Annotated in this window: 18 protein-coding genes; 5 read left to right on the plus strand and 13 right to left on the minus strand. The window is 51.8% G+C overall.

Translation table 11 applies throughout. The features are described from left to right. Nucleotides 1-402 precede the first annotated feature (402 nt). The 4 genes from pssA to LC073_RS18320 all read right to left on the minus strand — a co-directional run bounded on the left by pssA (nt 403) and on the right by LC073_RS18320 (nt 4,679). Nucleotides 403-1,278, minus strand: a complete 876-nt coding sequence (gene pssA / locus LC073_RS18305; protein ID WP_226648767.1) for a CDP-diacylglycerol--serine O-phosphatidyltransferase — start codon at nt 1,276-1,278, stop codon at nt 403-405. Between the two features lie 111 nt (nt 1,279-1,389). Further along, nucleotides 1,390-2,415 (minus strand): ketol-acid reductoisomerase, encoded by a 1,026-nt coding sequence (ilvC, locus tag LC073_RS18310; protein WP_226648768.1) that lies wholly within the window; start codon nt 2,413-2,415, stop codon nt 1,390-1,392. 24 nt (nt 2,416-2,439) lie between these two features. Then, nucleotides 2,440-2,931: an acetolactate synthase small subunit gene (ilvN, locus tag LC073_RS18315; protein ID WP_152451264.1), complete on the minus strand. Its 492-nt coding sequence runs from the start codon at nt 2,929-2,931 to the stop codon at nt 2,440-2,442. A gap of 11 nt (nt 2,932-2,942) precedes the next feature. Further along, complete coding sequence (locus LC073_RS18320) at nt 2,943-4,679, minus strand: acetolactate synthase 3 large subunit (RefSeq protein ID WP_226648769.1); 1,737 nt, start codon at nt 4,677-4,679, stop codon at nt 2,943-2,945. Nucleotides 4,680-5,138: 459 nt separating this feature from the next. Here LC073_RS18320 and LC073_RS18325 point away from each other — a divergent pair, with 459 nt between their 5' ends. Continuing rightward, nucleotides 5,139-5,618 carry a DUF4124 domain-containing protein gene (locus tag LC073_RS18325; RefSeq protein ID WP_226648770.1) on the plus strand — a complete coding sequence of 160 codons (480 nt, stop codon included), beginning with the start codon at nt 5,139-5,141 and terminating at the stop codon, nt 5,616-5,618. A 12-nt stretch (nt 5,619-5,630) separates the two neighbouring features. Here the strand turns inward: LC073_RS18325 and LC073_RS18330 are convergent, their stop codons facing one another. Together LC073_RS18330 and LC073_RS18335 are read right to left on the minus strand one after the other, a co-directional pair. After that, nucleotides 5,631-6,710, minus strand: coding sequence for a hypothetical protein (locus LC073_RS18330; RefSeq protein WP_226648771.1), 1,080 nt, complete (start codon nt 6,708-6,710; stop codon nt 5,631-5,633). Nucleotides 6,711-6,729: 19 nt separating this feature from the next. Further along, nucleotides 6,730-7,947, minus strand: a complete 1,218-nt coding sequence (locus tag LC073_RS18335) for a hypothetical protein (protein ID WP_226648772.1) — start codon at nt 7,945-7,947, stop codon at nt 6,730-6,732. Nucleotides 7,948-8,199: 252 nt separating this feature from the next. On the opposite strand from LC073_RS18335, the gene LC073_RS18340 reads away from it, so the two are divergent. Then, entirely contained in the window at nt 8,200-9,264 is a 1,065-nt protein-coding gene (locus tag LC073_RS18340) for a helix-turn-helix domain-containing protein (protein WP_226648773.1), read from the plus strand. A gap of 20 nt (nt 9,265-9,284) precedes the next feature. Here LC073_RS18340 and LC073_RS18345 read toward each other — a convergent pair whose 3' ends face one another. From LC073_RS18345 to rluD, 5 genes are all read right to left on the minus strand, one after another. After that, nucleotides 9,285-12,356, minus strand: coding sequence for an efflux RND transporter permease subunit (locus LC073_RS18345; RefSeq protein WP_226648774.1), 3,072 nt, complete (start codon nt 12,354-12,356; stop codon nt 9,285-9,287). A gap of 18 nt (nt 12,357-12,374) precedes the next feature. Next, a complete protein-coding gene (locus LC073_RS18350) occupies nt 12,375-13,481 on the minus strand; it encodes an efflux RND transporter periplasmic adaptor subunit (protein ID WP_226648775.1) in 1,107 nt (368 codons plus the stop codon). Nucleotides 13,482-13,827: 346 nt separating this feature from the next. Continuing rightward, on the minus strand, nt 13,828-16,431 hold the full coding sequence (gene clpB / locus LC073_RS18355; RefSeq protein WP_226648776.1) for an ATP-dependent chaperone ClpB: 2,604 nt from the start codon (nt 16,429-16,431) through the stop codon (nt 13,828-13,830). Nucleotides 16,432-16,784: 353 nt separating this feature from the next. Continuing rightward, a complete protein-coding gene (pgeF, locus tag LC073_RS18360) occupies nt 16,785-17,558 on the minus strand; it encodes a peptidoglycan editing factor PgeF (protein ID WP_226648777.1) in 774 nt (257 codons plus the stop codon). A 78-nt stretch (nt 17,559-17,636) separates the two neighbouring features. Continuing rightward, entirely contained in the window at nt 17,637-18,593 is a 957-nt protein-coding gene (rluD, locus tag LC073_RS18365; protein ID WP_226648778.1) for a 23S rRNA pseudouridine(1911/1915/1917) synthase RluD, read from the minus strand. Between the two features lie 100 nt (nt 18,594-18,693). Here rluD and LC073_RS18370 point away from each other — a divergent pair, with 100 nt between their 5' ends. Further along, a complete protein-coding gene (locus LC073_RS18370; RefSeq protein ID WP_226648779.1) occupies nt 18,694-19,644 on the plus strand; it encodes an outer membrane protein assembly factor BamD in 951 nt (316 codons plus the stop codon). Between the two features lie 60 nt (nt 19,645-19,704). Here the strand turns inward: LC073_RS18370 and LC073_RS18375 are convergent, their stop codons facing one another. Continuing rightward, nucleotides 19,705-21,333 (minus strand): NAD+ synthase, encoded by a 1,629-nt coding sequence (locus tag LC073_RS18375; RefSeq protein WP_226648780.1) that lies wholly within the window; start codon nt 21,331-21,333, stop codon nt 19,705-19,707. A gap of 89 nt (nt 21,334-21,422) precedes the next feature. On the opposite strand from LC073_RS18375, the gene LC073_RS18380 reads away from it, so the two are divergent. Both LC073_RS18380 and LC073_RS18385 read left to right on the plus strand, forming a co-directional pair. Continuing rightward, complete coding sequence (locus tag LC073_RS18380; RefSeq protein ID WP_226648781.1) at nt 21,423-23,003, plus strand: sensor histidine kinase; 1,581 nt, start codon at nt 21,423-21,425, stop codon at nt 23,001-23,003. A 131-nt stretch (nt 23,004-23,134) separates the two neighbouring features. Further along, on the plus strand, nt 23,135-24,541 hold the full coding sequence (locus LC073_RS18385) for a sigma-54-dependent transcriptional regulator (RefSeq protein WP_226648830.1): 1,407 nt from the start codon (nt 23,135-23,137) through the stop codon (nt 24,539-24,541). 60 nt (nt 24,542-24,601) lie between these two features. On the opposite strand, the gene LC073_RS18390 is transcribed toward LC073_RS18385, so the two are convergent. Beyond that, a complete protein-coding gene (locus tag LC073_RS18390; RefSeq protein ID WP_319004742.1) occupies nt 24,602-25,045 on the minus strand; it encodes a type IV pilin protein in 444 nt (147 codons plus the stop codon). Nucleotide 25,046 lies beyond the last annotated feature (1 nt).

Raw genomic sequence — 25,046 nt, forward strand, 5'->3', positions numbered from 1 at the left:
CCAGGCTGCTGAATCAAGTGATTTTTTGCAGCTTTTTTCGGTGATCCGAGTGGCTCAAAGCCTTTTTCGAATCCCGGCAAGTGCGTTTCCGCCCCTGCTTGAAGTGGCGCGCATTATAGCGACCTCTCCGTACTTGGCAAGCTCTTTTTGAAGGAATTTTCTGTGAAAAATCAGTCAGTTGGAACTAGTCCCTCACCGCCGTCTCAGGCAGCGAGGGCGCGAACTATACGGACTACTGTGCTTCTGTGCAAGGCTTTTTTCATCTATCGCACAGCCCTCTTTTTTTGAGGGTAGTATTGAGGCCGCATCCGACCTCTCGACGATCACATGTCCCTGTTAGTTCGCACTCCCGCATAACTAACATAGAGTCGAGAGACACAAATACCAAAGAGAATTTAGAGATTAGTGCAGCTCCCTGTCCTTCGCCTTTTCATCACTGGTTTTGTCGCTTCGATTGACAGGTTTAGGGCGGACCCTGACCCATAGCCACATTGCAGGACCTGAAAGCGTGTAAAGCACAGCCAGTGTGAGCAGCACTCCAGCAGGGTCTATGGTCACCAGGCTAAAAACAAGGATCACCGCCAGCATCATTACAAAAGGCACTCTGCCTTTGAAATCTAAACCCTTGAAGCTCGCGTAACGGAAATTAGATACCATCAGAAGCCCGGCAGCAGCAGTTACCAGCGCTGCGATCATTGCAAGGCCAGCCCCAACCTCCACATTGTGTCCAGCCCAAACCATGCTGGCGACAATAGCGGCTGCCGTAGGACTGGCAAGACCGATAAATACCCCTTTGTCGACAGTATCCACCTGGGTATTAAAACGAGCCAGACGCAGTGCGGCGCAGGCCGCATACAAAAATGCTATCGCCCAGCCAAATTTACCTAAAGTATCCAGTCCCCAACTAAACGCAACCAGTGCGGGGGCAAGACCAAAGGACACCATGTCCGATAGAGAGTCATATTGCACTCCAAAGGCGCTTTGGGTATCGGTCAAGCGCGCTACCCGCCCGTCCAGACCATCTAGGACCATAGCCACGAAAATTGCGATCGCTGCGGCCTCAAAGTTGCCGCTCATACCGGCGACAATTGCATAGAAACCGCTAAAGAGGGCCCCGGTGGTAATTAGGTTGGGCAAGAGATAGACCCCGCGTGCGCGGACCTTCTTACCATTTTCCGCAACCTCTTCCTCAATGTGCTCGTCGACAGGCAGACGAATTTCCTCATTCAACCCACTGACTGGATCTTCGGACTGCTTATCATCGCCATGAACGCTCATAGACTCTCCGTAAATGCATTTTGCTGCCAGCGAGTGTACGCCATTGCCCTGTGCACGCACAGAGCAAAAAAAAACGGCGGGAAACCCCGCCGTTTTTTTGCTGGGAAAGGATCAGCTATTGCCTTCAGTTCGATCGATAATTTTATTGGCTTTTATCCAAGGCATCATGGCACGCAACTTGGCACCAACCTGTTCGATTTGATGCTCTGCGCCAATACGACGCTCCGCCTTCAAGCGCGGCTGCCCAGCAAGAGATTCCAACATAAAGTCCTTGGCGAATTTTCCGGTCTGAATATCCTTCAGCACTCGCTTCATTTCAGCTTTGGTTTCGTCGGTTACAACCCGCGGCCCGGTAACATAATCACCGTACTCAGCAGTATTCGAAATAGAGTAGCGCATGTCGGCAATACCGCCCTGATACATCAGATCGACGATAAGCTTCAGTTCATGTAGACACTCGAAGTAAGCCATTTCCGGTGCGTAACCCGCCTCAACCAGCGTTTCAAAGCCCGCGGTTACCAGTGCAGAAACACCACCACACAATACGGCTTGCTCTCCGAAAAGATCTGTTTCAGTTTCTTCGCGGAAATTGGTTTCGATAATCCCAGAGCGACCACCGCCATTTGCAGAGGCGTAGGAGAGAGCCAGCTCTTTCGCTTTGCCTGAAGCATCCTGATAAACCGCAATCAGTGTTGGCACACCGCCACCTTCAAGATAGGTCGAGCGCACGGTGTGGCCGGGGCCCTTTGGCGCAATCATAATGACATCCACGTCCGCTGGCGGCTCGATCAGTTCGAAATGCACATTAAAACCATGGGCAAAAGCCAGCGCGGCACCAGATTTTAAGTTGGGGGCTACCTGCTCTTTATAAATATTGGCCTGGTACTCATCCGGTGCCAAAATCATTACCACATCCGCATCTTTGACTGCGCTCTCAACCTCAGCCACGCGTAAACCGGCTTTTTCGGCTTTTGCCCAGGAACTGGAACCCTTGCGCAATCCGACAACGATATTCTCCACACCAGAGTCTTTAAGGTTATTTGCATGGGCGTGCCCCTGAGAGCCATAACCGATAATGGCAATATTTTTCCCGCGAATTAAAGAGAGTTCACAATCTTTATCGTAATAAACTTGCATGATTAAATTCCTGTTTCCTACTATCTAAACACTTAATACTTTTTCACCACGGGCGATTCCCGAAACACCGGAACGTACGACTTCCATAATGGTGTGCTCACCTAGTGCCTGCAAAAATGCGTCGAGCTTTTGACCGGTGCCGGCAACCTGTACCGTGTACATGCTGCTGGTGACATCTACAATCTGCCCGCGAAAAATATCTACACTGCGCTTTACCTCATCGCGCTGAGCTCCATTTGCACGCACTTTTACCAGCAGTAATTCCCGCTCAATATGGGAGCCTTCGGTGAGATCGACCAACTTCACCACATCGATTAATTTATTCAGATTTTTTGTGATCTGCTCAATCTTGTGGTCATCACCGATAGTCACCAGGGTGAGGCGCGACAAGGTGGCATCTTCGGTAGGTGCCACGGTCAAACTCTCAATGTTATAGCCGCGTTGGGAAAACAGTCCCACAACCCGAGACAGCGCTCCCGGTTCGTTCTCCATCAAAACCGAAATAATTCTACGCATCGCCTTAACCCCTATGTCCGTTCGGTTTTGCTCAGCCACATATCGCGCATGGAGCCGCTCGGCATGACCTGCATCGGGTAAACATGCTCAGAGGGGTCAACATAAACATCGATAAATACCGTGCGATCTTTATGAGCAAAGGCTTCCTGCAGTTTTGTGTGCAGTTCCTCGCGCCGCTCAATCTTCACGCCCAAATGGCCATAGGCCTCGGCGAGCTTAACGAAATCCGGCAGAGATTCTTCGTAGACACTATTGGAAAGGCGTCCCTCATACTGCATTTCCTGCCATTGTTTCACCATGCCGAGAGCCTGGTTATTAAGACACAGAATCTTGACCGGCAAATGGTATTGAGTGGCGGTGGACAATTCCTGAATGCACATCTGAATACTGCCCTCGCCGGTCACGCAAACGACCTCCTTATCGGGGTGGGCAATTTTCACCCCAAGGGCAGAGGGCAGTCCAAAACCCATGGTGCCGAGACCACCGGAGTTAATCCAACGGCGTGGCTTGTCAAAGTGATAGTACTGAGCTGCAAACATCTGGTGCTGTCCGACATCAGAGGTAACGAAAGCATCTCCCTCGGTTATATCGTAAACCGCGCGAATCACCTCCTGCGGCATGATCATGGCGCCGTCTGTCTTGTAGCGCGGGGCAGTGTAGAGACCGTGGCGCTCACGCCAGTCGTCTATCTGACGCCACCAGTCAACAATGGCCGACTGGTCTGGCTGCTCATCGCTGGATTTGAACGCCTCCAACATATCCGCCAGTACCGACTGCACAGTACCCACGATAGGAATATCGGCGACGATCGTTTTGGAAATAGAGGCCGGATCCACATCAATATGGATAATCTTTGCTCCGGGGCAGAATTTACTGGGTGTATTGGTGACTCGGTCATCAAAACGCGCCCCTACCGCCAGAATGACATCGGCATGGTGCATCGCGGTATTGGCCTCAAAAGTGCCGTGCATACCGAGCATACCGAGGAAACGTTTATCGCTACCGGGGAAGGCGCCGAGTCCCATCAGCGTATTGGTCACAGGGTAATTCAGATGGCGAGCCAACTCGGTGAGCAGTTCGGAACCCTCCCCCTGCACCACACCACCGCCGGCGTAAATTACCGGCCGCCGGGCCGACAGCAACAGCGCCACCGCTTTACGTATTTGTCCGCTATGGCCCTTGCCCGCCGGAGTGTAAGAGCGCATACGCAGCTTCTCTGGGTAGCGGTACGGAAAGCGTTCGGCAGGATTGGTTACATCCTTGGGCACATCGATAACCACCGGGCCGGGGCGGCCAGTAGTGGCTATATAGAAGGCTTTTTTGACAATCTCGGGAATATCCTCGGCATTCTTTACCAGGAAACTGTGCTTAACGATCGGGCGTGAACAGCCAACCATATCGGTTTCCTGAAAGGCATCCTCACCGATCTTGTCGCTGGGTACCTGACCCGAAATCACCACCATGGGGATTGAGTCCATATAGGCAGTCGCAATCCCGGTAATCGCATTAGTGGCTCCTGGGCCAGAGGTCACCAGTACCACGCCCGCCTTGCCCGTAGAACGTGCATAGCCGTCTGCAGCATGGGTAGCACCCTGCTCGTGACGCACCAAAATATGCTTGATGGACTTCTGTCTAAAGATGGCGTCATAGATATGCAGTGCCGAACCGCCCGGGTAGCCGAAAATCAGATCTACCCCTTCATCCTGCAGCGCGCGAACCAACATATCGCCGCCGGAAAGTAATTCCACTTGAGTCTCCTCAATTTACCTAGTTGGTAGGATAGCCATCACCAAAGAACCGCTAACCGAACGAACAACAAGAATGTTGAACGGCAATTGTAAAGGAAAATGGTGACAGATATCAGCCTGTTGCGTGTTTACATGCCGATTTTTAGGATGAAATCATCGCGCGCAGTAAAACACCCAGCCTGAAACCGACACGTCAGTATCAAAATTGCAGGCTAGCAGGCCTCCAGGGGTAGGGAGAGCCTCTCGACGGAATTGCGGCGGAAGGGTGTTCCACCTGAGTTAGTGTCCTGGCCGCGGGTGTGCGGGGACGACTACTCGCCGAAGAAACAGTCGATTTTGCCAATCCAACCTTGACTGTCAATAGACATGAATGAAAGTGTTAAGAGAGTTACAGGAAAGTCCACCGATACCGGTACAATATGCTAGGTAAGGAAAGATAAAACGATGAGGGGTAATCCAATGCGCATCGCACTCGCAATGCTATTCTCCGGCCTGGCACTGGCCGCTCAAGCCAACGGCATCTACAAATGGGTAGATGAAGACGGTGTGGTGCATTTTGGTGAGCAGCCACCTAACAGTTCCGAAGTCGAGGTAATAAAAAAGCCCAAGTCGGAACGCTATAAACAATGGGAAGCGGAACAACAGGCCGCACTGGCTGCGGAGAAAGCCAAACAAGAGGCTGCAAAGCCCACTCCCGAGAAAAAAAGTACTGCAAAGCAAGAGTCCCAGGGCCCTTCAAAGGCAGATGAGCAAGTTGCCCGCGCCCAGGCTGAGGCGCGTGCGCAACGCTGTGAATCCTCACAGAAGAATCTGAAAGCCCTGACGAGCCATGCTCGGGTACGCGAAATCGACGAGCAGGGCAATCAACGCATGCTGGGAGAGGACGAGCGCCAGGAGCGTATCACAAAAGAAAAACAGAGCATCCGCGACAACTGCTAACGATCTCGGCGGCTACAACTCTTTGTAGGGCGTATCGTTAAATTGCTCCAGGCTGTAGCGCTCGGTGTAATAACCCGGTTCAAACAGCCTGTCTGCCCTCGGCACGGTCACTCGGGCAATACTCAACTGCTTGACCAGATAGGGGCCGTCCTGATCGGCATCGCGGATCATCAGTCCATAGAATTCGAAGGGTATCCAGTGTCTCCCAGGTGGAAGCTCAACCGCATACTGGGTACTGCCAATAGGTGTCTGCTCATCGTTGTAGAGGGAGCCACGGAAGTAAAAACGTCCCTGCTGCAGCACTTCCACTTCGGCTTCCACCAATAGATTACCCTCACTGGTGAGCGAATCTCGCAAATTACCGGTATAGCTGCCGGTATCTTCAGATAGCGTAAAAGCGGCGGCATCGCGAAGACCGTCGATATCCGTATCCACGATGATTTTATAGATACCCGTTGGCAGCGACTGGCCCTGGTAAACACCCGCCTCCATTTCCGCTTCGTAGATCAGATCTCCATTACTGTCCTTGAAGGTCAGGGAACCCAGTACATGCTGGTCGTCCAGGACCATCAGGGCAGTCAGGTCCGCTGGCACCTTGACCCCATCGCTGTCTGTCTGATAGGCATAGACCCGTACAGTATCCCCATACAGATAAAATTTCTGGTCGGTCCAAAGGGTCAGGGTATCTCCATTATCACTGTAGGTTGTGCGCTGGTCGGGGGCGTGGGTCTGGGAGATTGGATCCTGCGAGGCGCTCTTGATCGCGCGGTTTTCCGGTGGATAGCGGTGGAACTTGGCCAGATCGGAAAGCAGGGATTGGTGCAGCTCGGTCTTTACCGGACGCGCCTGGATCTCCTGCCATACTTGCACAGATTTATCTTCAACTGGATCCTCCTCAACGGACTCGGCCCGCCGTAACTGCACCAGCTGTGGCCGGGGGGTATCCACCCCACCCGCCTCGGCCTTGGCAACAACCGCTGTGGATACTTCCCCAGCTTCTCCAGTGAACCAATAAGCCACTGCTGCTGCGATCAAGACAATAGATCCCAGGATGGCTAGGCGCCTCTTGAGGCGGTTGTTGCTGGCGGACATCGACTATCTCCCGCAAAAATTACTGAGTACAAGCGGCGATACGGCCTGCGCTGTTTTTCCCAACTCCGCAGTCCAGACCATCGGGAATGCTATCGTAATCCGGAGACATAATACCGCCATTACGCTCAGCATCGTGATCGGTGTAGATACTGGCCAGGTTATAGGATCGGGCTGTACCCTTGTTGTCGTTATTACAGGAGAAGGTGGCACTACCGTAGGCAATACCCATAAAAGTGTCGTACTGTTTCAGGTTGGACCAGAGGTTGCGCTTGCCGGAACCGGAACAGTTCATTTGAGAAGCAAGATTGATATAGCCATCATCTTCGCCATTTAGCAGTGCAGAGGAAACACTTTCCGCACCGGGAAAGCCCGCGTAGCCGCCGATGGTATAGACAGGGGCGCCCAAATTGGTACCTACATAATTGCGCACGGTATAGATATCGTTGGTCTGCATGTAGCGCACTGCGGAGCACTCTCTGCCGAAGAAAAGATCGTTAATTACTTCATCATACCAGGTGCCATTGCAGATACGGTCCACCCCCTCGGTGCCCGCGATTGCGCCACCGGTAGTGAAAATCGCAGCCACTCCACTAATCGCACTATCAAAATCCACGGTTACTGCGTTGGCGTCACTCAAACTGGCTACCTGTACTTCCTTGGTGACGGTTTTACAACTTTTACTGCCATACCAGGTTGTCGAGCACTTCTCGACTTCCTGCATTTCAGTATCGGTATCGTACTGCTCGTAAGCACGATTGTAGTAAGGCGACCCCTCAACTGAATTACCAGCGATATACATCATTTGGGCAGCGCCTTGGCTGTGGGAAATTATCCAAAAAGTATCATCGGCGGAACACTGGTTTTCATGCTCGAATTTATCCCCGGCTCCGCTGCGAATCTGGATTATTTGCCGGGCAATTTCACCGGATGTTTGATCGTGCCAATAGGGAAGTTCACCTTCGTCGGTAGAGTTATACCCCACCACGCCGTAATTTCCCCCATTGACTAGCAGCTGATCGATGAAACTACTGTTTTGATATTCATCGAAATAAGTTTCGCTCCAATAGTCCAGTGCCGGCTGCACTAAACTCCCATTATTATCAGTGCTGGTTGTGTGCCCCTCGACTCCATGTCCATGGACCAGGATATAGCAGTTCTCCGCTATGGCTGAAGAAGTACCTACCATCGCAGCAAAAAAAACAGACAGGCCTGCGCCTAGTCGTTTAGAAAGTGTCATGGTTATCGCCCTTTATAGTTTTATAAGTGGATTTTTATTGACCGCAGAGTCTCGAGGTATCCGTTTCGCAACACTTTGCAGGCAACTGCAAGTTATCCGGTGAAGCTGGTATTACAATAGGATTTTTGGCGCCAGAGGATGATCGAGTACGCCACGTGAGGCGACCAGTTCGTCATAATTCACATTTTTGTTTTCGTTGTTTGATGTGCCTTTGCTATGATCCTGTCAACGCCACCCGGACGGCAAAGAGTCATGAGAGACCAGAATAAAAATATGTCCGGCCATGCCGGCGTGCCTAAAATTTTCGCACCTTATTTTGTTACTGCCGCTGCGCGGTTAGGTATTCCTATTGGCACATTGATCGAGCGCTTGCCATTCACATTTAGCTGGAATCCCCGCGAGAGTGAGCGACTCAGCTATAGCGAGTTCAATGCGCTGATCGAAAACCTGGTGGCACTTTCCCCGGTTTCTTCGCCAGGGCTAAGCTTCAGTCGCTTTCCCATTATTTTGTGGCTGGAGGAAACGATTATCGAAGCGCAGCCTTCACTGCGACGTCCCCGGGAAATCTTGCGCCCCGCAGAGATTGTTTTATCGCAAACCCTTGCTCCGCTACTGCGTTTCGAAACCAAGAAGGAAAAAGAATTTGAAATCCTCACTTTGCACTGGCGTCTGGAATTATTTAGCGAATCCGTAAATCATTTCTTCGCTGAGATGTTGATGGCGCGTATCGCAGAATTGTTGCGTACCCTTAACCCTCAGTTTACCGAGGTATGCGGTGTTAAGTTACGCAGTGTAAAACCCGAGGACGACTCGATTTATACGCGGATTTTCCAGAGCCCGGTAGAGTTCGAATGTGATACCAACGCCATTATTCTCAGCGCGGAAACGCTGGATTTTCCTATCCCCAGTTATCACAAGTTGCTGCGCAGTCAGAGCCGTAATGTTTTGAAAACCGTTTTGCACAATACCTTGTCGAGCTACAACCTGGCCGCAAGCCTTCGCTCCTGGCTTGAAAAGCATATACTCCAGGAGGAAGTCTCCATCAAGCAGGCCGCCGCTCACTTCCGTACCAGTGGACGCACCCTGCAAAGGAGGCTGAAAGAACAGGGGGTTACTTTTCAAGAGTTGAAAGACAGTGTCACCCTGGCCCTGACTAAGCGGTTACTGCTGTCCTCCAGCGAATCCGTCGAGAGTATCGCCATAAAACTGCATTTTGCTGAGCGTGCGGTATTCACCCGTTTCTTTAAAAAGCACGAGGGGGTAACCCCCAGTGAATTCCGCCGCAGCAATGCCTCAAGAGATATTCTCGACGCTTAAAAACATCGCTCGCAGAGTTTTTAACTCCCCTGTGCTTGCGCCTGGATCTTTTTGTAGTCTCGCCCTAAATACAAATACATGGCAGGCACAACAAAAAGAGTAAACAAAGTGCCAATAGTCATTCCTGAGGCGACCACCAGCCCCATGGCAAAGCGAGCCCCTCCCCCGGGCCCAGATGCGAGCAACAAAGGCACCATTGCCAGTACCAGAGATGCTGTTGTCATCAATACGGGGCGCAGGCGAATGGAAGTGGCCTCCTCTATAGCCGTGCGCTTATCCAGCCCCCCCATTTGTAATTTATTGGCGAACTCCACTATCAATATTCCATGCTTGGAAATAACACCAATCAGAGTCACCAATCCCACCTGTGTATAAATATTGAGTGTGGTTAGACCAAGACTGACAAAGATCATGGCACCGCATACACTCATGGGCACAGTCACCAGCATAATGAGCGGGTCGCGCCAAGATTCAAACTGAGCTGCCAGCACCAGATAAATCACAATCAATGCAAAGAAAAAAGTCACCACCAATTCTGAGCCTTCCGTCTTGAACTGCCGGGATTGACCTGAGTAATCCACCGAGTACTCTGCTGGCAGTATTTCGTTAGCTGCGCTTTCCAATACCCCAAGCGCCTCCCCCAAAGTCACACCGGGCCGCGGCACTCCGGAAATCGTCACCGCATTGAGTTGCTGGAAGCGTTTTAATTGTTGCGGCTCCACGGTTTGACGCAGATTTATCAGAGTATTTACCGGTACAAGGTCGCCATTGATCGCACGAATATAATATTGCTTCAATTGATCAGAAGTGAGTCGGTCGACCCGCTCAACCTGAGGGATCACCTTGTAACTACGATTATCAAGGGAGAAGCGGTTAACATAGGCACCGGAAAGCATTGCTCCGAGATCCCGGCCTAGGTCCACCATATCCACCCCCATTGTAGCGGCCTTTTCCCGGTCTATTTCAATAACGATCTTGGGTTTGTCAATTTTCAGATCGGAATCCAAAAAAATAAATTTTCTACTCTGCAATGCCTTAGCCATAATCTCACTGGCAACATCAGCGAGGTTCTCCATAGGCTCTGTTGCCCCGATTACAAACTCAACCGGTAACTGACCACCCGCGGTGGGCAAACTTGGCGGCACTACCACTGCCACTTTGAGTCCGGCAATCTTGCGGACATCTTCACTGATTAATTCCTGCATTTCTTCAGTATCGCGTTGTCGCTTTTCCCAGGGCCCTAAAACAAACCCCGCGGTAGCATTGTTGACGCCATTACTAAAAGTACCAGCACCGTTGAGTAAGAAAATATTTTCTACTTCGGTGTAGAGATCGGCAATATCCACCAACTCTCCACTGTATTGCTCGACATAATCCAAAGTGGCATAGGCATCTGCAGTGGAGATAGTGAGTATCAAACCCCGATCCTCTGTAGGCTCCAACTCCTGAGGTGAGGTAATAAACAGGAAATAGCAGCTGACTAAAACAATCAGGCCAAACAGTAAAATAACCCCGCGCTCTTCTAACGCGTTGTGCAGACGTTTCTCAAACCCTTTTTGCAAATGGGTAAAGCGCCGTTCGAGCCAAACCTCCAAGCGCGAACCCCCACCCTCCCGCGGTTTCAAGATTCTTGAAGCCATCATCGGTGACAGTGTCAAGGCTACAACACCGGACAGGAGCACGGCACCCGCGAGGGAAAACGCAAATTCAATAAACAGGGTTCCGGTAAGGCCACCGAGAAAACCAATAGGAATGTAGACGGCAATTAGAGTTGTGGTCATGGCGACCACAGGCCAGGCCAATTCCCGGGCACCGACAATAGCCGCCTCTCGGGGCGAGAGCCCTTCCTCAATATGACGATGCACATTTTCCAAAACAATGATTGCATCATCCACGACTATGCCAATGGCCAGTACCATACTCAGCAGCGTCAATAAATTGATGGAAAAGCCCATCAGCAGCATCAGAAACATTGCGCCAACCAGGGAGAGAGGAAGAGCGATAGCTGGAATTAAAACGCTGCGCAGTGAACCCAGAAACAGGTAGATCACCACGATAACAATGATCACCGCTTCAATAATGGTACTTACAACTTCCGAAATAGAGTCCTGAATATATTCAGTGCTGTCATAGGGAATTTCGCCCTGCATCCCTTCGGGTAACTGTGGGAAAATTTCACTCTCCAGTTTTTGTCGCACACGCTTGATAACATCCAGGGAGTTCGCATTCGGAGCCACTTCGACAGCGATAAAAGTGGCGGACTGCCCATTGAATGTCACCGAGCTATCGTAAGTCTCGGCACCTAACTCAATATCGGCTATATCACCGAGCCGCACCAACTGATCGCCACTAGCACGCACTACCAGATTTTGGAAATCCATTTGCCGGGAAATATCTGTATCCGCACGAATTTCCACCGCCACTCTCGAGCCCTTGGTAGCCCCCACCGCAGACAGGACATTGTTGTTACGCAGAGCATTGGACACATCCTCGGGAGTCACTTCCAGCGCCGCCATTTCTTTGGGCTTAAGCCAGGCGCGCATGGCAAAAGTGCTATCGCCGAGCAACCGCGCACGTTGCACACCAGCAACAGTAGCCAGCTTGGGCTGTACGACCCGGACCAAGTAATCGGTGATCTGATTGTTGGCGAGAATCTCCGAGGAGAACGATAGGTACATAGCGGCGGTGGTCTCCCCCTGCTGCATCTCTACACTGGAGTCCTCCGATTCCTCGGGTAAATCGCTGCGTAGTTTATTGACCTTGGCGACTACCTGGGTGAGCACCTCATTCGGATCATAATCGAACCGAACATAGGCATTAATAGTGGAGAGCCCCTGAACGCTGGTGGAGACCATATAGTCAATGCCGTCTGCCGTAGCAACTTCTTGCTCCAGCGGCGTGGTAATAAAGCCCTGAACCAGATCGGAATCTGCGCCCACATAGACGGTGGAAACTGTGATAACCGCATTTTCCAGTTCCGGATACTGGCGAATATTTAATTCAGTAATTGAGCGCAAACCCAGCAGAAAAATAAAGAGGCTTACTACTGAGGCTAATACCGGTTTACGAATAAATATCTCAGTGAAGTTCACCGCAACTCCCTATAGAAATTAACTATTCCCAGGAGTGGGAGATGGGTTTTCCGGCGGTTTGTTCTCATTATTGATCACAGCTTTCTCACCATTGCGCAATTTGAGTAAGCCGCTGCTGGCTACCTCATCACCCTGTAATAATCCCTGTACAATTTCCACCAGATCGCCGCGTTCCTCTCCAGTTTTAACAAAGCGCTTATTTGCGGTGACAGTGCTATCAGCAGCACCTTTTTCCAATACAAAAACCGAGACGCCATAAGGAGCAAATAACAGGGCTGTGCGGGGTACGACCAGTACACGGCGGCTAGCTTCTATCTGTACGGAAACCTGGGCAAACATACCGGGGCGCAAGTGTTTCTTGGGGTTTTCCAGTGTGGCCTGTATCAGGAAGTTGCGGCTGGCCTTATCCACTCTGGGATCAACGGCAGTAATCTTTCCGCTGTAGGTATTCCCAGGAAAGGCATCGGTAGTCAGGTTAATGGGCATCCCCTCCTTAACTAAGGCGTATTTTTGCTCGGGAAGGGAAAAATCGACAAAGATCGGATCCAGCTGCTGTAGGGTCACCACTGCATCTCCAGGGCTGACATTCTGGCCCAGGTCTATTCGCCGAATACCCAAAACACCATTAAATGGCGCCAAGACTCGGCGCTGGTCCACCCTGGCGCGCTGTACTTCGATATTGGCCACTACCTGATCCAGGGTACTGCGCGCAGTATCTAGGTCCGCTTCTGTGGTCACCCCGCGCTCGGTGAGGGTTTTAATACGTGCATAATTGCGCCTTGCCAAACGCAGCTCGGCATCCAAAACCTGTAGCTGCGCTTTTTCCGGCTCAGCGAATATTTCCACAAGGAGATCGCCTTTATGCACATACTGACCAGATTTAAAGTGAATGGCGCTCACAACACCCTGAGCTTCGGTAGTAACCTCAACGCCATTAACTGCGCGGACTGTGCCGACCCCACTTAAATCCTCCCGCCAATTTTGTACCTGGGCCTTTGCCGAAGTTACCGTAGGCGCCGGTAACGTCATAGTGTCCAGATATTGGCTCACCATACGATGGACAATAAATTTGTACGCAAAAATGCCGCCAAACAGTACCAGGCATCCAAGCAGCATTAGCATCATGCGTTTACTGATAATTTACCCCCGATCGTTTACAACAATTCCGCTGTGAATAAGCTGGAAAATAAGACAAGCCCCAACTCAACAGGCCACTAATTTCAGTTTATAAAGAAAATCCTGTGTATACCGGCAGACACTGATGGGGTTGTAAAAGAAAACAAATTTAGGTGACAAGTGGGGATATGGAGATACCTACACTCAGGCAGAAAATAGAGTGTCAATCATCAAGGACAAGGGATTATTAAAAAGAGAAAGTGGACTAAAGAAGCATAAAAGTCTAGCTCAAAGACCAATGAAACAGATAATGACTTATCTGTTTCATTGGCAGAACAAACATCAAGATGATCGCTTAGTGAAATACCGCCCGATCACCCTCGACATCCGCATGGATAGTGCTTCCGGGCGTAAACTTACCGGCAAGTACATCCTGAGCCAGTGGGTTTTCCAGCCAGATCTGGATCGCCCTTTTCAGTGGTCGGGCGCCATAGACTGGATCAAAACCCACCTCCGCGAGCTTGTTCAGCAAGCCCTCAGAGACCTCCAGTTTCAGGTCTCGTTCACTCAAACGACGGCACAACTGGCCCAGTTGAATTTCCGCAATGGAACGCACTTCTGCCTTATCCAATGGGTGGAACACCACCACTTCATCAATACGGTTAATAAATTCCGGGCGGAAATGGTTACCCACCACCTCCATCACCGCATTTTTCATCTGGCGGTAGCGGATTTCTGCATCCAGATCGTCGCCATTTTGAGCACTGGCAAACTTCTGGATCAGATCCGATCCCAGGTTGGAAGTCATCACCACAACGGTATTACGGAAATCCACAGTACGCCCCTGACCATCGGTCAGGCGCCCATCGTCCAGTACCTGCAGAAGAATATTGAACACATCCGGGTGCGCCTTTTCCACTTCATCCAGCAGTACCACCGAGTAAGGCTTGCGCCGCACAGCCTCGGTCAAATAGCCGCCCTCCTCGTAACCCACATAGCCGGGAGGGGCACCGATCAGGCGCGCCACAGAGTGCTTCTCCATAAACTCCGACATATCGATGCGCACCATGGCATCTTCTGTGTCGAAGAGAAATTGCGCCAGCGCCTTACAAAGCTCTGTTTTACCAACGCCAGTGGGGCCCAAGAATAAAAATGAGCCATTGGGGCGATTGGGATCGGCGAGGCCCGCGCGGGAGCGCCGCACTGCATTGGCCACAGCGTCGACGGCTTCGCCCTGCCCTATAACACGCTTGTGCAGCTCATCTTCCATTCGCAGCAGCTTTTCCCGTTCGCCCTCAAGCATTTTGGAAACTGGTATTCCGGTCCAGCGGGAAACGACTTCGGCCACCTCTTCATCGGTCACCCGGTTGCGCAATAGCCGCGGCTCTTCTGTAGCCTCATGGGTAGCAGCGGACTTTAACTGCTGCTCCAGCTGTGGGATCACACCGTATTGCAATTCTGACATACGGGTAAGGTCCCCGGCGCGACGCGCCGACTCCATATCCAGCTTGGCCTGCTCCAGTTTTTCTTTTAAATCATGGCTGCCGGCGAGCTGGGATTTCTCGGCTTTCCACACTTCCTCAAGGTCAGAATATTCTTTCTCCAGCTGGTGAATCTCCTCCTCCAGCTTGGCTAGACGCTTCTGCGTAGCCTCATCATCTTTATCTTTCTTGACCGCCTCGCGCTCAATTTTTAGCTGGATTAAACGGCGCTCCAGTTTATCCATCGATTCCGGTTTGGAGTCTATTTCCATACGGATGCGGCTGGCCGCTTCGTCGATCAGGTCGATGGCTTTGTCGGGTAACTGACGATCAGTGATATAGCGCTGGGACAGTTTAGTGGCGGCAATAATGGCTGAGTCGGTGATATCCACACCGTGGTGTACTTCGTAGCGCTCCTTCAATCCGCGCAATATGGCAATGGTGTCTTCCTCGGTGGGCTCATCTACCAATACCTTTTGGAAACGGCGCTCAAGGGCGGCATCTTTTTCGATGTACTTGCGATACTCATCCAGGGTGGTGGCACCAACACAGTGCAATTCACCCCGCGCCAATGCCGGTTTGAGCATATTGCCAGCATCCATAGCGCCTTCAGCCTTGCCGGCCCCCACCATGGTGTGTAATTCATCAATAAATAGAATAATCCGCCCTTCCTGCTTAGAGAGTTCATTGAGCACCGCTTTTAAGCGCTCCTCAAATTCCCCACGGAATTTGGCGCCGGCCAATAGAGCGCCCAGATCCAGAGACAACAGACGCTTGTCTTTGAGACCTTCAGGTACCTCACCGTTAACGATTCGCTGAGCGAGTCCCTCGACAATCGCCGTTTTACCCACACCGGGTTCACCAATCAGTACTGGATTGTTTTTGGTACGGCGCTGTAGCACCTGAATCGTGCGGCGAATTTCATCGTCGCGGCCAATCACCGGGTCGAGCTTGCCGGATATCGCGCGTTCGGTCAGATCCAGAGTGTACTTGTCCAGTGCTTGGCGCGCTTCTTCCGCATTTGGATCGTCAATTTTTTCATCGCCACGCACTTTTTGTATCGCCGCCTCTAATTGCTTTAAATCGCCATTGGCATTGAGAATTTTGGAAATTTCCCCCGCAGCGGAATCAAATGCCGCGAGTAAAACAGTCTCACTGGAAATAAAACTGTCGCCATTCTTTTGTGCTTTTTTATCTGTGAGATTCATCAGGCGCATTAGCTCCTGAGACATACCAACATCCCCGGTCGGGGAGCTGATCGTTGGCAGCTGATCCAGTCTCTTGGCTAAATCGTTGCGCAGGCCATTCAGATTAAACCCCGCCTGGGATAAAAATGCGGGCACACTGCCGTTATTTTGGTTGAGCAGCGCGAGCAACAAATGTTCCGGGTAAATTTGGTTGTGGTCCCTGCCAACGGCCAGGGATTGTGCATCGGCAAAAGCTGCCTGCAGCGGGTTTGTCATTCGGTCTATGCGCATAAATGCAACTTCTCCTACTCGGGATTTTTTGTAGCACTGCGTCGATAGCTACCGGGAGGCGCCACGCTTCAGTGTAGTGATGAGAAGTAAAATAGGGGCGGGGGAAAGGTTTTCAATGATTTAAATCAATTGGTAGGAATTTCCGACATAAATCGTTAATGAGCAAAATTATTTTTGCTGGAATGCAGTGTTAGCTTCCCACCTCGACTTGATTTGTGTACTCGGCGCCCCAATAACGATCAAATGAAAGTGGCGCGCTCTGCCATATCCTTATCGTAAGTGAGACCAAGTGAGAAAGGTGCGAGCGATATCATAGAGAGGAAAATAAAAGTCACTCGCCCTTGTTCATTTAATTAGCTTTCATCATCGGCCAGCCAGATTAACGATGCCATACGACCGGTGGTTTTTTCCCTGCGATAGGAAAAAAAGCGTTCGGCTTCATTGACTGTACAGTGTTCGCCACCATAAATGCTCTCAACCCCGAGTTCAGCCAGTTCAGCCCGCGCCAAGGCATAGATATCGGCAAGGAAGTGCAAAGGCTTCTGGCTGTGGGGGCGGAAACACTGGGCAATCGCCTCGGTATGAGCACCACTTTGGGCATGCTCGAAGAAGACTTCTAAAACATCGACACCCGTTTCAAAAGCCTCGGGGCCTATCGCAGGCCCCAACCAAACCAGTAATTCTTGTGGGTCGCAATCGAGTGCCGCAACCGTATTTCGCAATATGCCCTCGGCCAAGCCTCGCCAGCCCCCGTGCGCCGCCGCTACCCTGGTGCCAGCCTTGTCGCAAATAAGTACCGGTAGGCAGTCGGCGGTGAGAACGGCACAGACACCCCCACCCCCAATGTTAAAGCTGGCATCGGCGGTACGTACAAGTCCGTCAGCCTGTGCCTGAATAACCTTGTCACTGTGAATCTGTTCCAGCCACTGAGGCACCGCCGGCAGCTTCAACTCCTCCAACAACTGCCGCCGATTGGCCTTCACTGCAGGTTCCTCATCCCCCACATGAGCGCCGAGATTGAAGCTACTATAAGCCCCGCTGCTGGCACCGCCTTTGCGCTGAGTGGTTACCGCGCGCACCTTGGCTGGAGCAGGCCAAGAGGGAATCAGGTAATGATCGATGGACATGCTATTTCTGCTTTATAACGATATTGCGAAACGAGCAGTGACTGCCGCTTCACCTAAAGTAGCTGGGGCCACTGGTATTCACTCGCGCTGGTCCCTATCGAGAAGATCGAGCAACTGGAGCATATCCGTTGGCATGGGAGCACACCAGTGCATATTTTCCCCAGTCAGCGGATGAACCAAGGCCAGCTCTGCAGCGTGCAGGGCCTGACGTGGAAAGCCCTGCAGTGCCTGAACCAGCTCTCTGTTCGCCTCTGCAGGCAATTTGGGTCTGCCGCCATAAAGCGGGTCGCCCACCAAAGGATGGCGAATATGGGCCATATGGACACGAATCTGGTGGGTGCGCCCCGTTTCCAACTTACAGCGCAGTAAGGTGTGAGCGCGAAAGCGCTGCTGAACCTGATAATGGGTGATGGCTTCCTTACCACCAAAATCCAGCACTGCCATTTTCAGGCGGTTCTGCCGATGGCGACCGATAGGCGCATCAACCTTTCCTGGCCCGGTTATATAACCTTGCACCAGGGCATCGTATTGCCGACTGACCGTTCTCTGTTTCAGCTGGTCTACCAGATGTACCTGAGCCGGCAGAGTCTTGGCGACAACCATCAAACCGCTGGTGTCCTTATCCAGGCGGTGCACAATGCCTGCCCGGGGGATCATTTCCTGGTTTGGGCAGTGATGCAGCAAGCCATTCAATAAGGTGCCATCGGGATTGCCCGCGGCAGGGTGTACCACCAAGCCTGCAGGTTTGTTAATCACAATGAGACTGTCGTCCTCGTAGACAATATTCAGGTCCAGGGCCTGGGCGGTCCAACTCCCCTGAGGCTCCAGCTCCGCTCGCAAGCTGAGCCGCTCACCGCCAAATAACTTATCCTTGGGCTTGGCAACAGCGCCGTTTAAGGTGAGTTGTCCGCCTTTGATCCAGGATTGCAGGCGAGAGCGGGAGTAATCGGGAATTAATTCGGCTGCCGCTTGGTCTAATCTTTGACCAGCCATACTGGCCGGTACTTCAATATCGAGTTTTAGGTGGTCATTCATCAAACAATTGCAAATACTTTGGGCAGCTCCGGGACTGTGTTTAAATGTCTGGAGTGCCAGATTAATCTTGGCGGATAGTTTAATAAGGTAGAGTGTGAGAATGATAGAGCGAGGGGCTATACAAGCCTGGAAAATGCTGTGGCTGGCCTTGGTGTCCGCAATAATGGTTGCCTGCGCCAACACCGATGATTCAGAAAAGGGGCTGCCCACCGGCAACCGGACTGAGCAGGCCTTCTACGAGGCTGCCCAGCGGCAACTGCGTACCAGCCAATGGGACCTGGCGATCAAAAACCTGCGCGCCCTGGAAGACAACTTCCCCTTCGGCAACTACGCCGAGCAGGCCCAGCTGGAGTTGATCTACGCCTACTACCGCAATTATGAGAACGATGCCGCCATCGCCGCTGCAGATCGTTTTATTCGCCTGCACCCGCAACACCGCAATGTCGATTACGCCTATTACATGAAGGGACTCTCCTCCTTCACCGAGGGTACCGGCCTGTTTGAGCGCTTTATGCCCACCGATCTGACCAATCGCGACCCTGGCGCTGCACGCGAGTCCTTCGCCTACTTCTCACAGCTGATGGCCCGCTATCCAGAGAGCCGCTACGCCGCAGATGCGCAGAAACGCATGATTCACCTGCGCAACCTGCTGGCCCGCTATGAGATTCACGTGGCCAACTACTACTTCAAACGCGGCGCCTACCTCGCCGCCGCCAACCGCGGCCGCTACGTTGTGGAAAACTTCCAGCAGACCCCGGCTGTGCCCGATGCGCTCGCGGTAATGGTTCAGGGCTACCACTTGATGGAGATGCCCGAGCTGGAGGCCAACGCTCTGAGCGTGCTGCGCAACAACTACCCCAAGCATCCGGCTTTCAATGAAGATGGCACCTTCAACTACGCCTTCTTCAAGGGCGCCAGTGGTCGCAGCCTGGTCCACCGTGTAACTCTGGGGCTGTTTGAGAAGTCTGACCCACAAGGCTTCGACAGCCGTGAGCTTTACAACCCCGAGTACAATCGCGGTGAGGCTCCCCTCCCACCAGAGCTGATGTAAGCACCCCTGTTAAACGTAAAAACGGCGCCTTATAGCGCCGTTTTTACGTTCTGGGCTGGCTTATTCTCCAGCCTTCCAACCGTTGGTAATCGGATAGCGACGATCCCGCCCGAAGCCTCGCTCGGAAATCCGAACCCCCACAGCAGCTTGGCGGCGCTTGTATTCATTGCGCGCCACCAGGCGCACCACCCGCTCTACAATGCTGCGTTCAAAGCCCTGCTTGATGATCTGCTCCGCACTGTAATCCCTATCGACGTAGAGATTCAGAATCTCATCTAACACTTCATAGGGGGGCAGACTATCAGTATCCGCTTGATCGGGAGCCAACTCAGCGCTTGGTGGTCGTGTAATGACGGTCTCTGGTATGACCTCTGAGACCGTATTGCGGTAGCGCGCCAACTCAAACACCAATACCTTGGGCACGTCTTTTAAAGCGTTAAAGCCACCCACCATATCTCCGTATAGGGTGGCATAACCGACCGCCATTTCACTCTTATTGCCGGTGGTCAGCACCATGGCCCCCTTCTTGTTGGAGATAGCCATCAATAGCACCCCACGAGTTCGTGCCTGTAGATTTTCCTCGGTGGTATCCCTTTCACTGCCGGCAAATTCTTCCGCCAAAGCCCCCATGAAGGCATCGAAAACCGGCTCAATTCCTATCTCTCGATAATCGACACCCAGGCGTTGGGCCTGATCGGCAGCATCCGTCTTACTCAGGTCCGAGGTGTAGTGGAATGGCATCATCACCGCTTCAACCCGGTCTTTGCCCAGCGCATCCACGGCAATCGCCAGAGTCAGAGCAGAGTCAATGCCGCCTGAGAGCCCCAGCACCACACCGTTGAAGCCGTTCTTATTGACATAGTCGCGCACCCCCAACACCAGCGCCTGGTAAACCGAAGCCAGATCCCCCATAAGAGGGGCCACCTCGCCGGGCAATAAAGTCACTCTACCGCTCTGCTGAGAAACCGATACGGGTAATAATTGCTCCGCAAATTCTTCTGCCCTAGCACAGACCTGCCCCTGAGCATCGACGGCCATGGAGCCCCCATCGAAAACCAGTTCATCCTGGCCTCCACACCAATTCACATAAACAATCGGCGTTTCAACCGCACGCGCTTGCCTGGTTATCAACTCCTGACGCTGCAGAGCCTTACCACGATGGAAGGGGGAAGCGTTGATATTCAGAATCAACTTAGCCCCGGCCTCTACGGTCTTTTGTAAAGGCTCTGGATGCCAGATATCCTCACAAATACTAAAGCCAACCGGGATCCCCTTAATCTCCACCACACAGGGCCCATCCCCCTTGGTGAAGTAGCGCTTTTCATCAAATACCTGATAGTTCGGTAGCTTTTGCTTGGCGTACTCCGCCACTAACTCCCCATCGGCAATCAGGCCAGCCATATTAAACAACCTGCCATTGCGATGGCGGGGGTAGCCAACCAGAATCGCACAGGGCAGCTGTACCGCTTTCAACGCTTCCAGTGCCGCATCAATACGGGTTTGCATACTGGGGCGCAGCAGCAAATCCTCCGGAGAGTAGCCACACAGAGTCAATTCTGGGAACAGAACCAAATCGGCGCCCAACTCGCGGTGGGCCCTGTTGGCCATCTCAATAACTCGGGCGGTATTACCGGGAATATCTCCTACGAGAGAATTGATTTGTGCCAGCACTAGCTGCAAAGTAGACATGGTTAAACCTCGGACAAGACAGGCCGCCATTGTACCCCCTGTGGGCTGTAACAGCAGCGGCCGCCACAACAACAAACCGGGAAGACATCTTGAGTAGTGCCAACAACACCAGTACACCCCCTTCTTTTCAACACCATGAATTATTGCGCATCTGTGCAATTTACCGGCTGTCTATCGCCCTGGTATTACTGGGCGTTTTCTATTCAGATATCGGCGCCGGTGCTTTTGGCGATGATGCGCCGCTACTTTTCCTATACACAGTTGTGGTGTATTCCATTCTTAATTTTGGTTGGCTAATTTTTTTACGCCAGCGGGCTTATCAAGTGGGTACAGGGCAAGTCGGGATTATTCTGGCCTGTGACATTTTGGTTTTCCTCTTATTGATTGAATCCAGTGGCGGGCTGAACTCGGGCCTCGGCTATCTACTGCTAATTAATTGTTCTATCGGCTCCATCCTCTTGGACCGTCGTATGAGTGCCTTCTTCGCAGCGCTGGCCAGCCTCGGGGTGATCGGCCTGCAGTTGTACAATTTGATATCAGGCCAGGGAACTAGCCAGGATATTGTCGCTGCAGGAAGCTTGGGATTACTATTATTTGCCACCGTAAGCGCACTCCAGTATTTGTCTGCACGCATCCGCAGCGCCAATATGCGTGCGGACCAGCAGAGTCGCCAAGCAGCGCACTTACAACGGCTGGCTCAGCAGATTATTGAGCGCATGGGTACTGGGGTTCTGGTGATGGGACCCGGCGGCCAACCCGAGCTCGTCAACCAGGCTGCCCGACGGCTCCTGGGAGAACATCTACAACCCGAAAGTAAGGTGGGAAGCTCGTTACTCCACTCCATCCGTCAATGGCGCAACGATGAGGGGCCCGATACTCCGCTGCTGCAAGCGGAAAATGGCAGAGAACTGCACTTAAACTTCGCCAAGCTCAAGCATGAAAGTGGCAGCAGCACACTGGTATTCATGGAAGACAACCGCAAACTGGCGGAAGCCGCGCAGAAATTGAAGCTCGCTTCTCTCGGGCACCTCACCGCCTCCATCGCCCATGAAATTCGCAATCCACTATCAGCTATCAGTCATGCCGCCCAGCTGTTGTCAGAATCCTCCCAGTTGCGCGAGGAGGATCACCATCTAACCGAGATCATTTGCAGGCAGTGCCAACGGGTGAACCAGATCGTTGAAAACGTTATGCAATTATCCCAACGTCGGGCCGGCAATCCCCAGGAACACAATATATGTAGCTGGCTGCAACAAATTATGCTGGATTACAACGCCGGCTCTGATAAGGGCGATCGAGTCGAACTCGACTTACCATCACAAACTCTGAGTGCAAGGTTTGATGCAGCACAAATGGCTCAGGTGGTCACCAACCTCACCGACAATGCTCTGCGCCACTCACAAGCGGCTACCGGCGAGCGCCAGGCCGAGATCCGTGTGTACTACAATCCAGAGAGGGGATGTACTCAACTGGATGTGAAAGATAGAGGACCTGGTGTTCCACAGGAGCATCGTGACAAGGTTTTCGAGCCTTTTTTCACCACCGGCAATCGGAGCAGCGGGTTGGGCCTCTATATTGCCCGGGAACTATGTGAAACCAACCAGGCAAATCTCTATCATTGCCGTAGTGATGATGATATGAGCTGCTTCAGGGTTGAATTTGCTCACTAAATCGATGTGACTTGATTCTACTCAGAAATTTTTCCCAAAATGTATGGGATTATTCGTAAAGAATTTCTGACATAATCAGAATCGGCACCTTTGCCCACAATCTCCACAAAACAAGAAAAGACAGAGAATTGATGCTACCTCTGGCCCTGGTTGTCGATGACGAACCGGATATCTGCAAACTAATCACACTCACTCTGCAGCGCATGGATGTGAACTGCCACACCGCAGCCAACCTCGCGGAGGCAACGCGCTTGCTTACAGAAAACCACTACGACTTCTGCCTTACCGACCTGCGCCTACCCGACGGCGATGGCTTGCAATTGGTGGAGCATATCCAGAGTGGCGTTCATCGAGAGCTGCCCATCGCAGTGATTACCGCCCACGGCAATATGGATACCGCCATCAAAGCGCTGAAGCTCGGTGCTTTTGATTTTGTCAGTAAACCGGTCGACTTGGAACGACTGCGCAACCTCGCCCAACTGGCCCTGCGGCTAAATCGGGAGCGCGACCCAAAACTAAGCAAGAGTTCAGAGCAGTTGCTTTTGGGAGAAGCGCCAAATATGCGCAAGCTGCGCGAGCAAATTGCCAAAGTCGCGCGTAGTGATGCTCCGGTTTATATTAGTGGTGAGTCAGGTTCCGGCAAAGAGCTGGCCGCTCGTGCCATCCACGCCCAAGGGGCTCGCGCAGACAAACCGTTTGTACCCATTAACTGCGGCGCCATTCCCGCCGAGCTAATGGAGAGCGAGTTCTTCGGGCACAAAAAAGGCAGCTTTACCGGCGCACACAAAGATAAGGCCGGCTTACTACAAAGTGCCCAAGGAGGCACACTATTTCTTGACGAGGTAGCCGACCTGCCCCTAGATATGCAAGTAAAGCTTTTGCGCGCGATACAGGAAAAACGTATCCGCCCTATCGGCGCAAACCAGGAAATCCCAATCGATGTACGTATCCTCAGTGCAACACACAAGGACTTGGCAAAGGAAGTCAATGAGGGACGCTTTCGCAGTGACCTCTATTACCGTATCAATGTCATCGAAATATTAACTCCGCCATTGCGCGAGCGTAGTGAAGACATCCCCTTGCTAGTCGATGCCATCATGCAGCGCATAGCCAACATTTCAGGCGAAATTCCTCCCGGCATCACCTCCGATGCCATGCAAGCCCTACGGACCTATCCCTTCCCTGGTAATGTACGCCAACTAGAAAATATCTTAGAGCGCGCTTTTACCCTATGTGACCAACAGGAAATTCGCTGTGAAGACCTGTTTCTGGAAAAGGATGAGAAACCGCAGGAACGAGAGGCCTTTTCCACTGCGATAGAAAGTGAAATCTTATCCGAAAATCAGCTGGAAAATAGCAACTGCTTTGATAGCAGCCAGTACAAATCACTGGATGAGTTTCTGCAGGATATAGAGAAAGAAGCGATAGAGAGCGCGCTTACCAAAACCCGCTGGAACCGCACTGCCGCAGCCCAGAAGTTGGGTATCAGTTTTCGCTCTCTACGTTATCGATTGAAGAAGTTGGGGCTGGAAACCTAAAGATATAAAAAGGGCCGGGTATTTTTTTACCGAGCCCGAAAATTTTAAGAAATACGCAAGCTACCAACAGTTACTAGAATTACTGCCCGTAGCGGTCTTCACACCAGCCTGAGTCAAAGTAAAGCCAGTACATGCACTATCCCCGCCTTGAATAGAACCAGAAACTGGTGCCGCAGTTAGCGTATAAGTAGTCGCGCTCAAAACTCCTGTAATGGAATAATAATTATTCTCCGAATCGATACTCTTATTATTTTGTAAATCCGCTGCAACACTACAGTTTGTATAATCATCATAAGAACTGTAAGCAGTAAAGCAGCGCTGCAAACGCTGCGCCACATCATTGAGGATTGCTTTTGCTTCAGAGCGATTACTCTTACGTACAGATTCCATATAAGACGGATAAGCGATAGCGGAAATAATACCTATAACCGCAACCACAATCATCAGCTCTATCAAGGTGAAACCATGACTCTTATTCAATTTAATTATCTTAATCGTAGACATT

Source organism: Microbulbifer variabilis, assembly GCF_020524905.1.
Classification (GTDB): domain Bacteria; phylum Pseudomonadota; class Gammaproteobacteria; order Pseudomonadales; family Cellvibrionaceae; genus Microbulbifer; species Microbulbifer variabilis_A.

Excerpts from the sequence above, each read along its gene's own strand:
- rluD (WP_226648778.1), bottom strand. The coding sequence starts at position 18,593 with ATGAATGACCACCTAAAACTCGATATTGAAGTACCGGCCAGTATGGCT.
- pgeF (WP_226648777.1), bottom strand. The coding sequence starts at position 17,558 with ATGTCCATCGATCATTACCTGATTCCCTCTTGGCCTGCTCCAGCCAAG.
- LC073_RS18340 (WP_226648773.1), top strand. The coding sequence starts at position 8,200 with ATGAGAGACCAGAATAAAAATATGTCCGGCCATGCCGGCGTGCCTAAA.
- LC073_RS18390 (WP_319004742.1), bottom strand. The coding sequence starts at position 25,045 with ATGTCTACGATTAAGATAATTAAATTGAATAAGAGTCATGGTTTCACC.
- pssA (WP_226648767.1), bottom strand. The coding sequence starts at position 1,278 with ATGAGCGTTCATGGCGATGATAAGCAGTCCGAAGATCCAGTCAGTGGG.
- LC073_RS18385 (WP_226648830.1), top strand. The coding sequence starts at position 23,135 with ATGCTACCTCTGGCCCTGGTTGTCGATGACGAACCGGATATCTGCAAA.
- LC073_RS18330 (WP_226648771.1), bottom strand. The coding sequence starts at position 6,710 with ATGTCCGCCAGCAACAACCGCCTCAAGAGGCGCCTAGCCATCCTGGGA.
- clpB (WP_226648776.1), bottom strand. The coding sequence starts at position 16,431 with ATGCGCATAGACCGAATGACAAACCCGCTGCAGGCAGCTTTTGCCGAT.
- LC073_RS18335 (WP_226648772.1), bottom strand. The coding sequence starts at position 7,947 with ATGACACTTTCTAAACGACTAGGCGCAGGCCTGTCTGTTTTTTTTGCT.
- LC073_RS18375 (WP_226648780.1), bottom strand. The coding sequence starts at position 21,333 with ATGTCTACTTTGCAGCTAGTGCTGGCACAAATCAATTCTCTCGTAGGA.
- ilvC (WP_226648768.1), bottom strand. The coding sequence starts at position 2,415 with ATGCAAGTTTATTACGATAAAGATTGTGAACTCTCTTTAATTCGCGGG.
- ilvN (WP_152451264.1), bottom strand. The coding sequence starts at position 2,931 with ATGCGTAGAATTATTTCGGTTTTGATGGAGAACGAACCGGGAGCGCTG.
- LC073_RS18350 (WP_226648775.1), bottom strand. The coding sequence starts at position 13,481 with ATGATGCTAATGCTGCTTGGATGCCTGGTACTGTTTGGCGGCATTTTT.
- LC073_RS18370 (WP_226648779.1), top strand. The coding sequence starts at position 18,694 with ATGATAGAGCGAGGGGCTATACAAGCCTGGAAAATGCTGTGGCTGGCC.
- LC073_RS18325 (WP_226648770.1), top strand. The coding sequence starts at position 5,139 with ATGCGCATCGCACTCGCAATGCTATTCTCCGGCCTGGCACTGGCCGCT.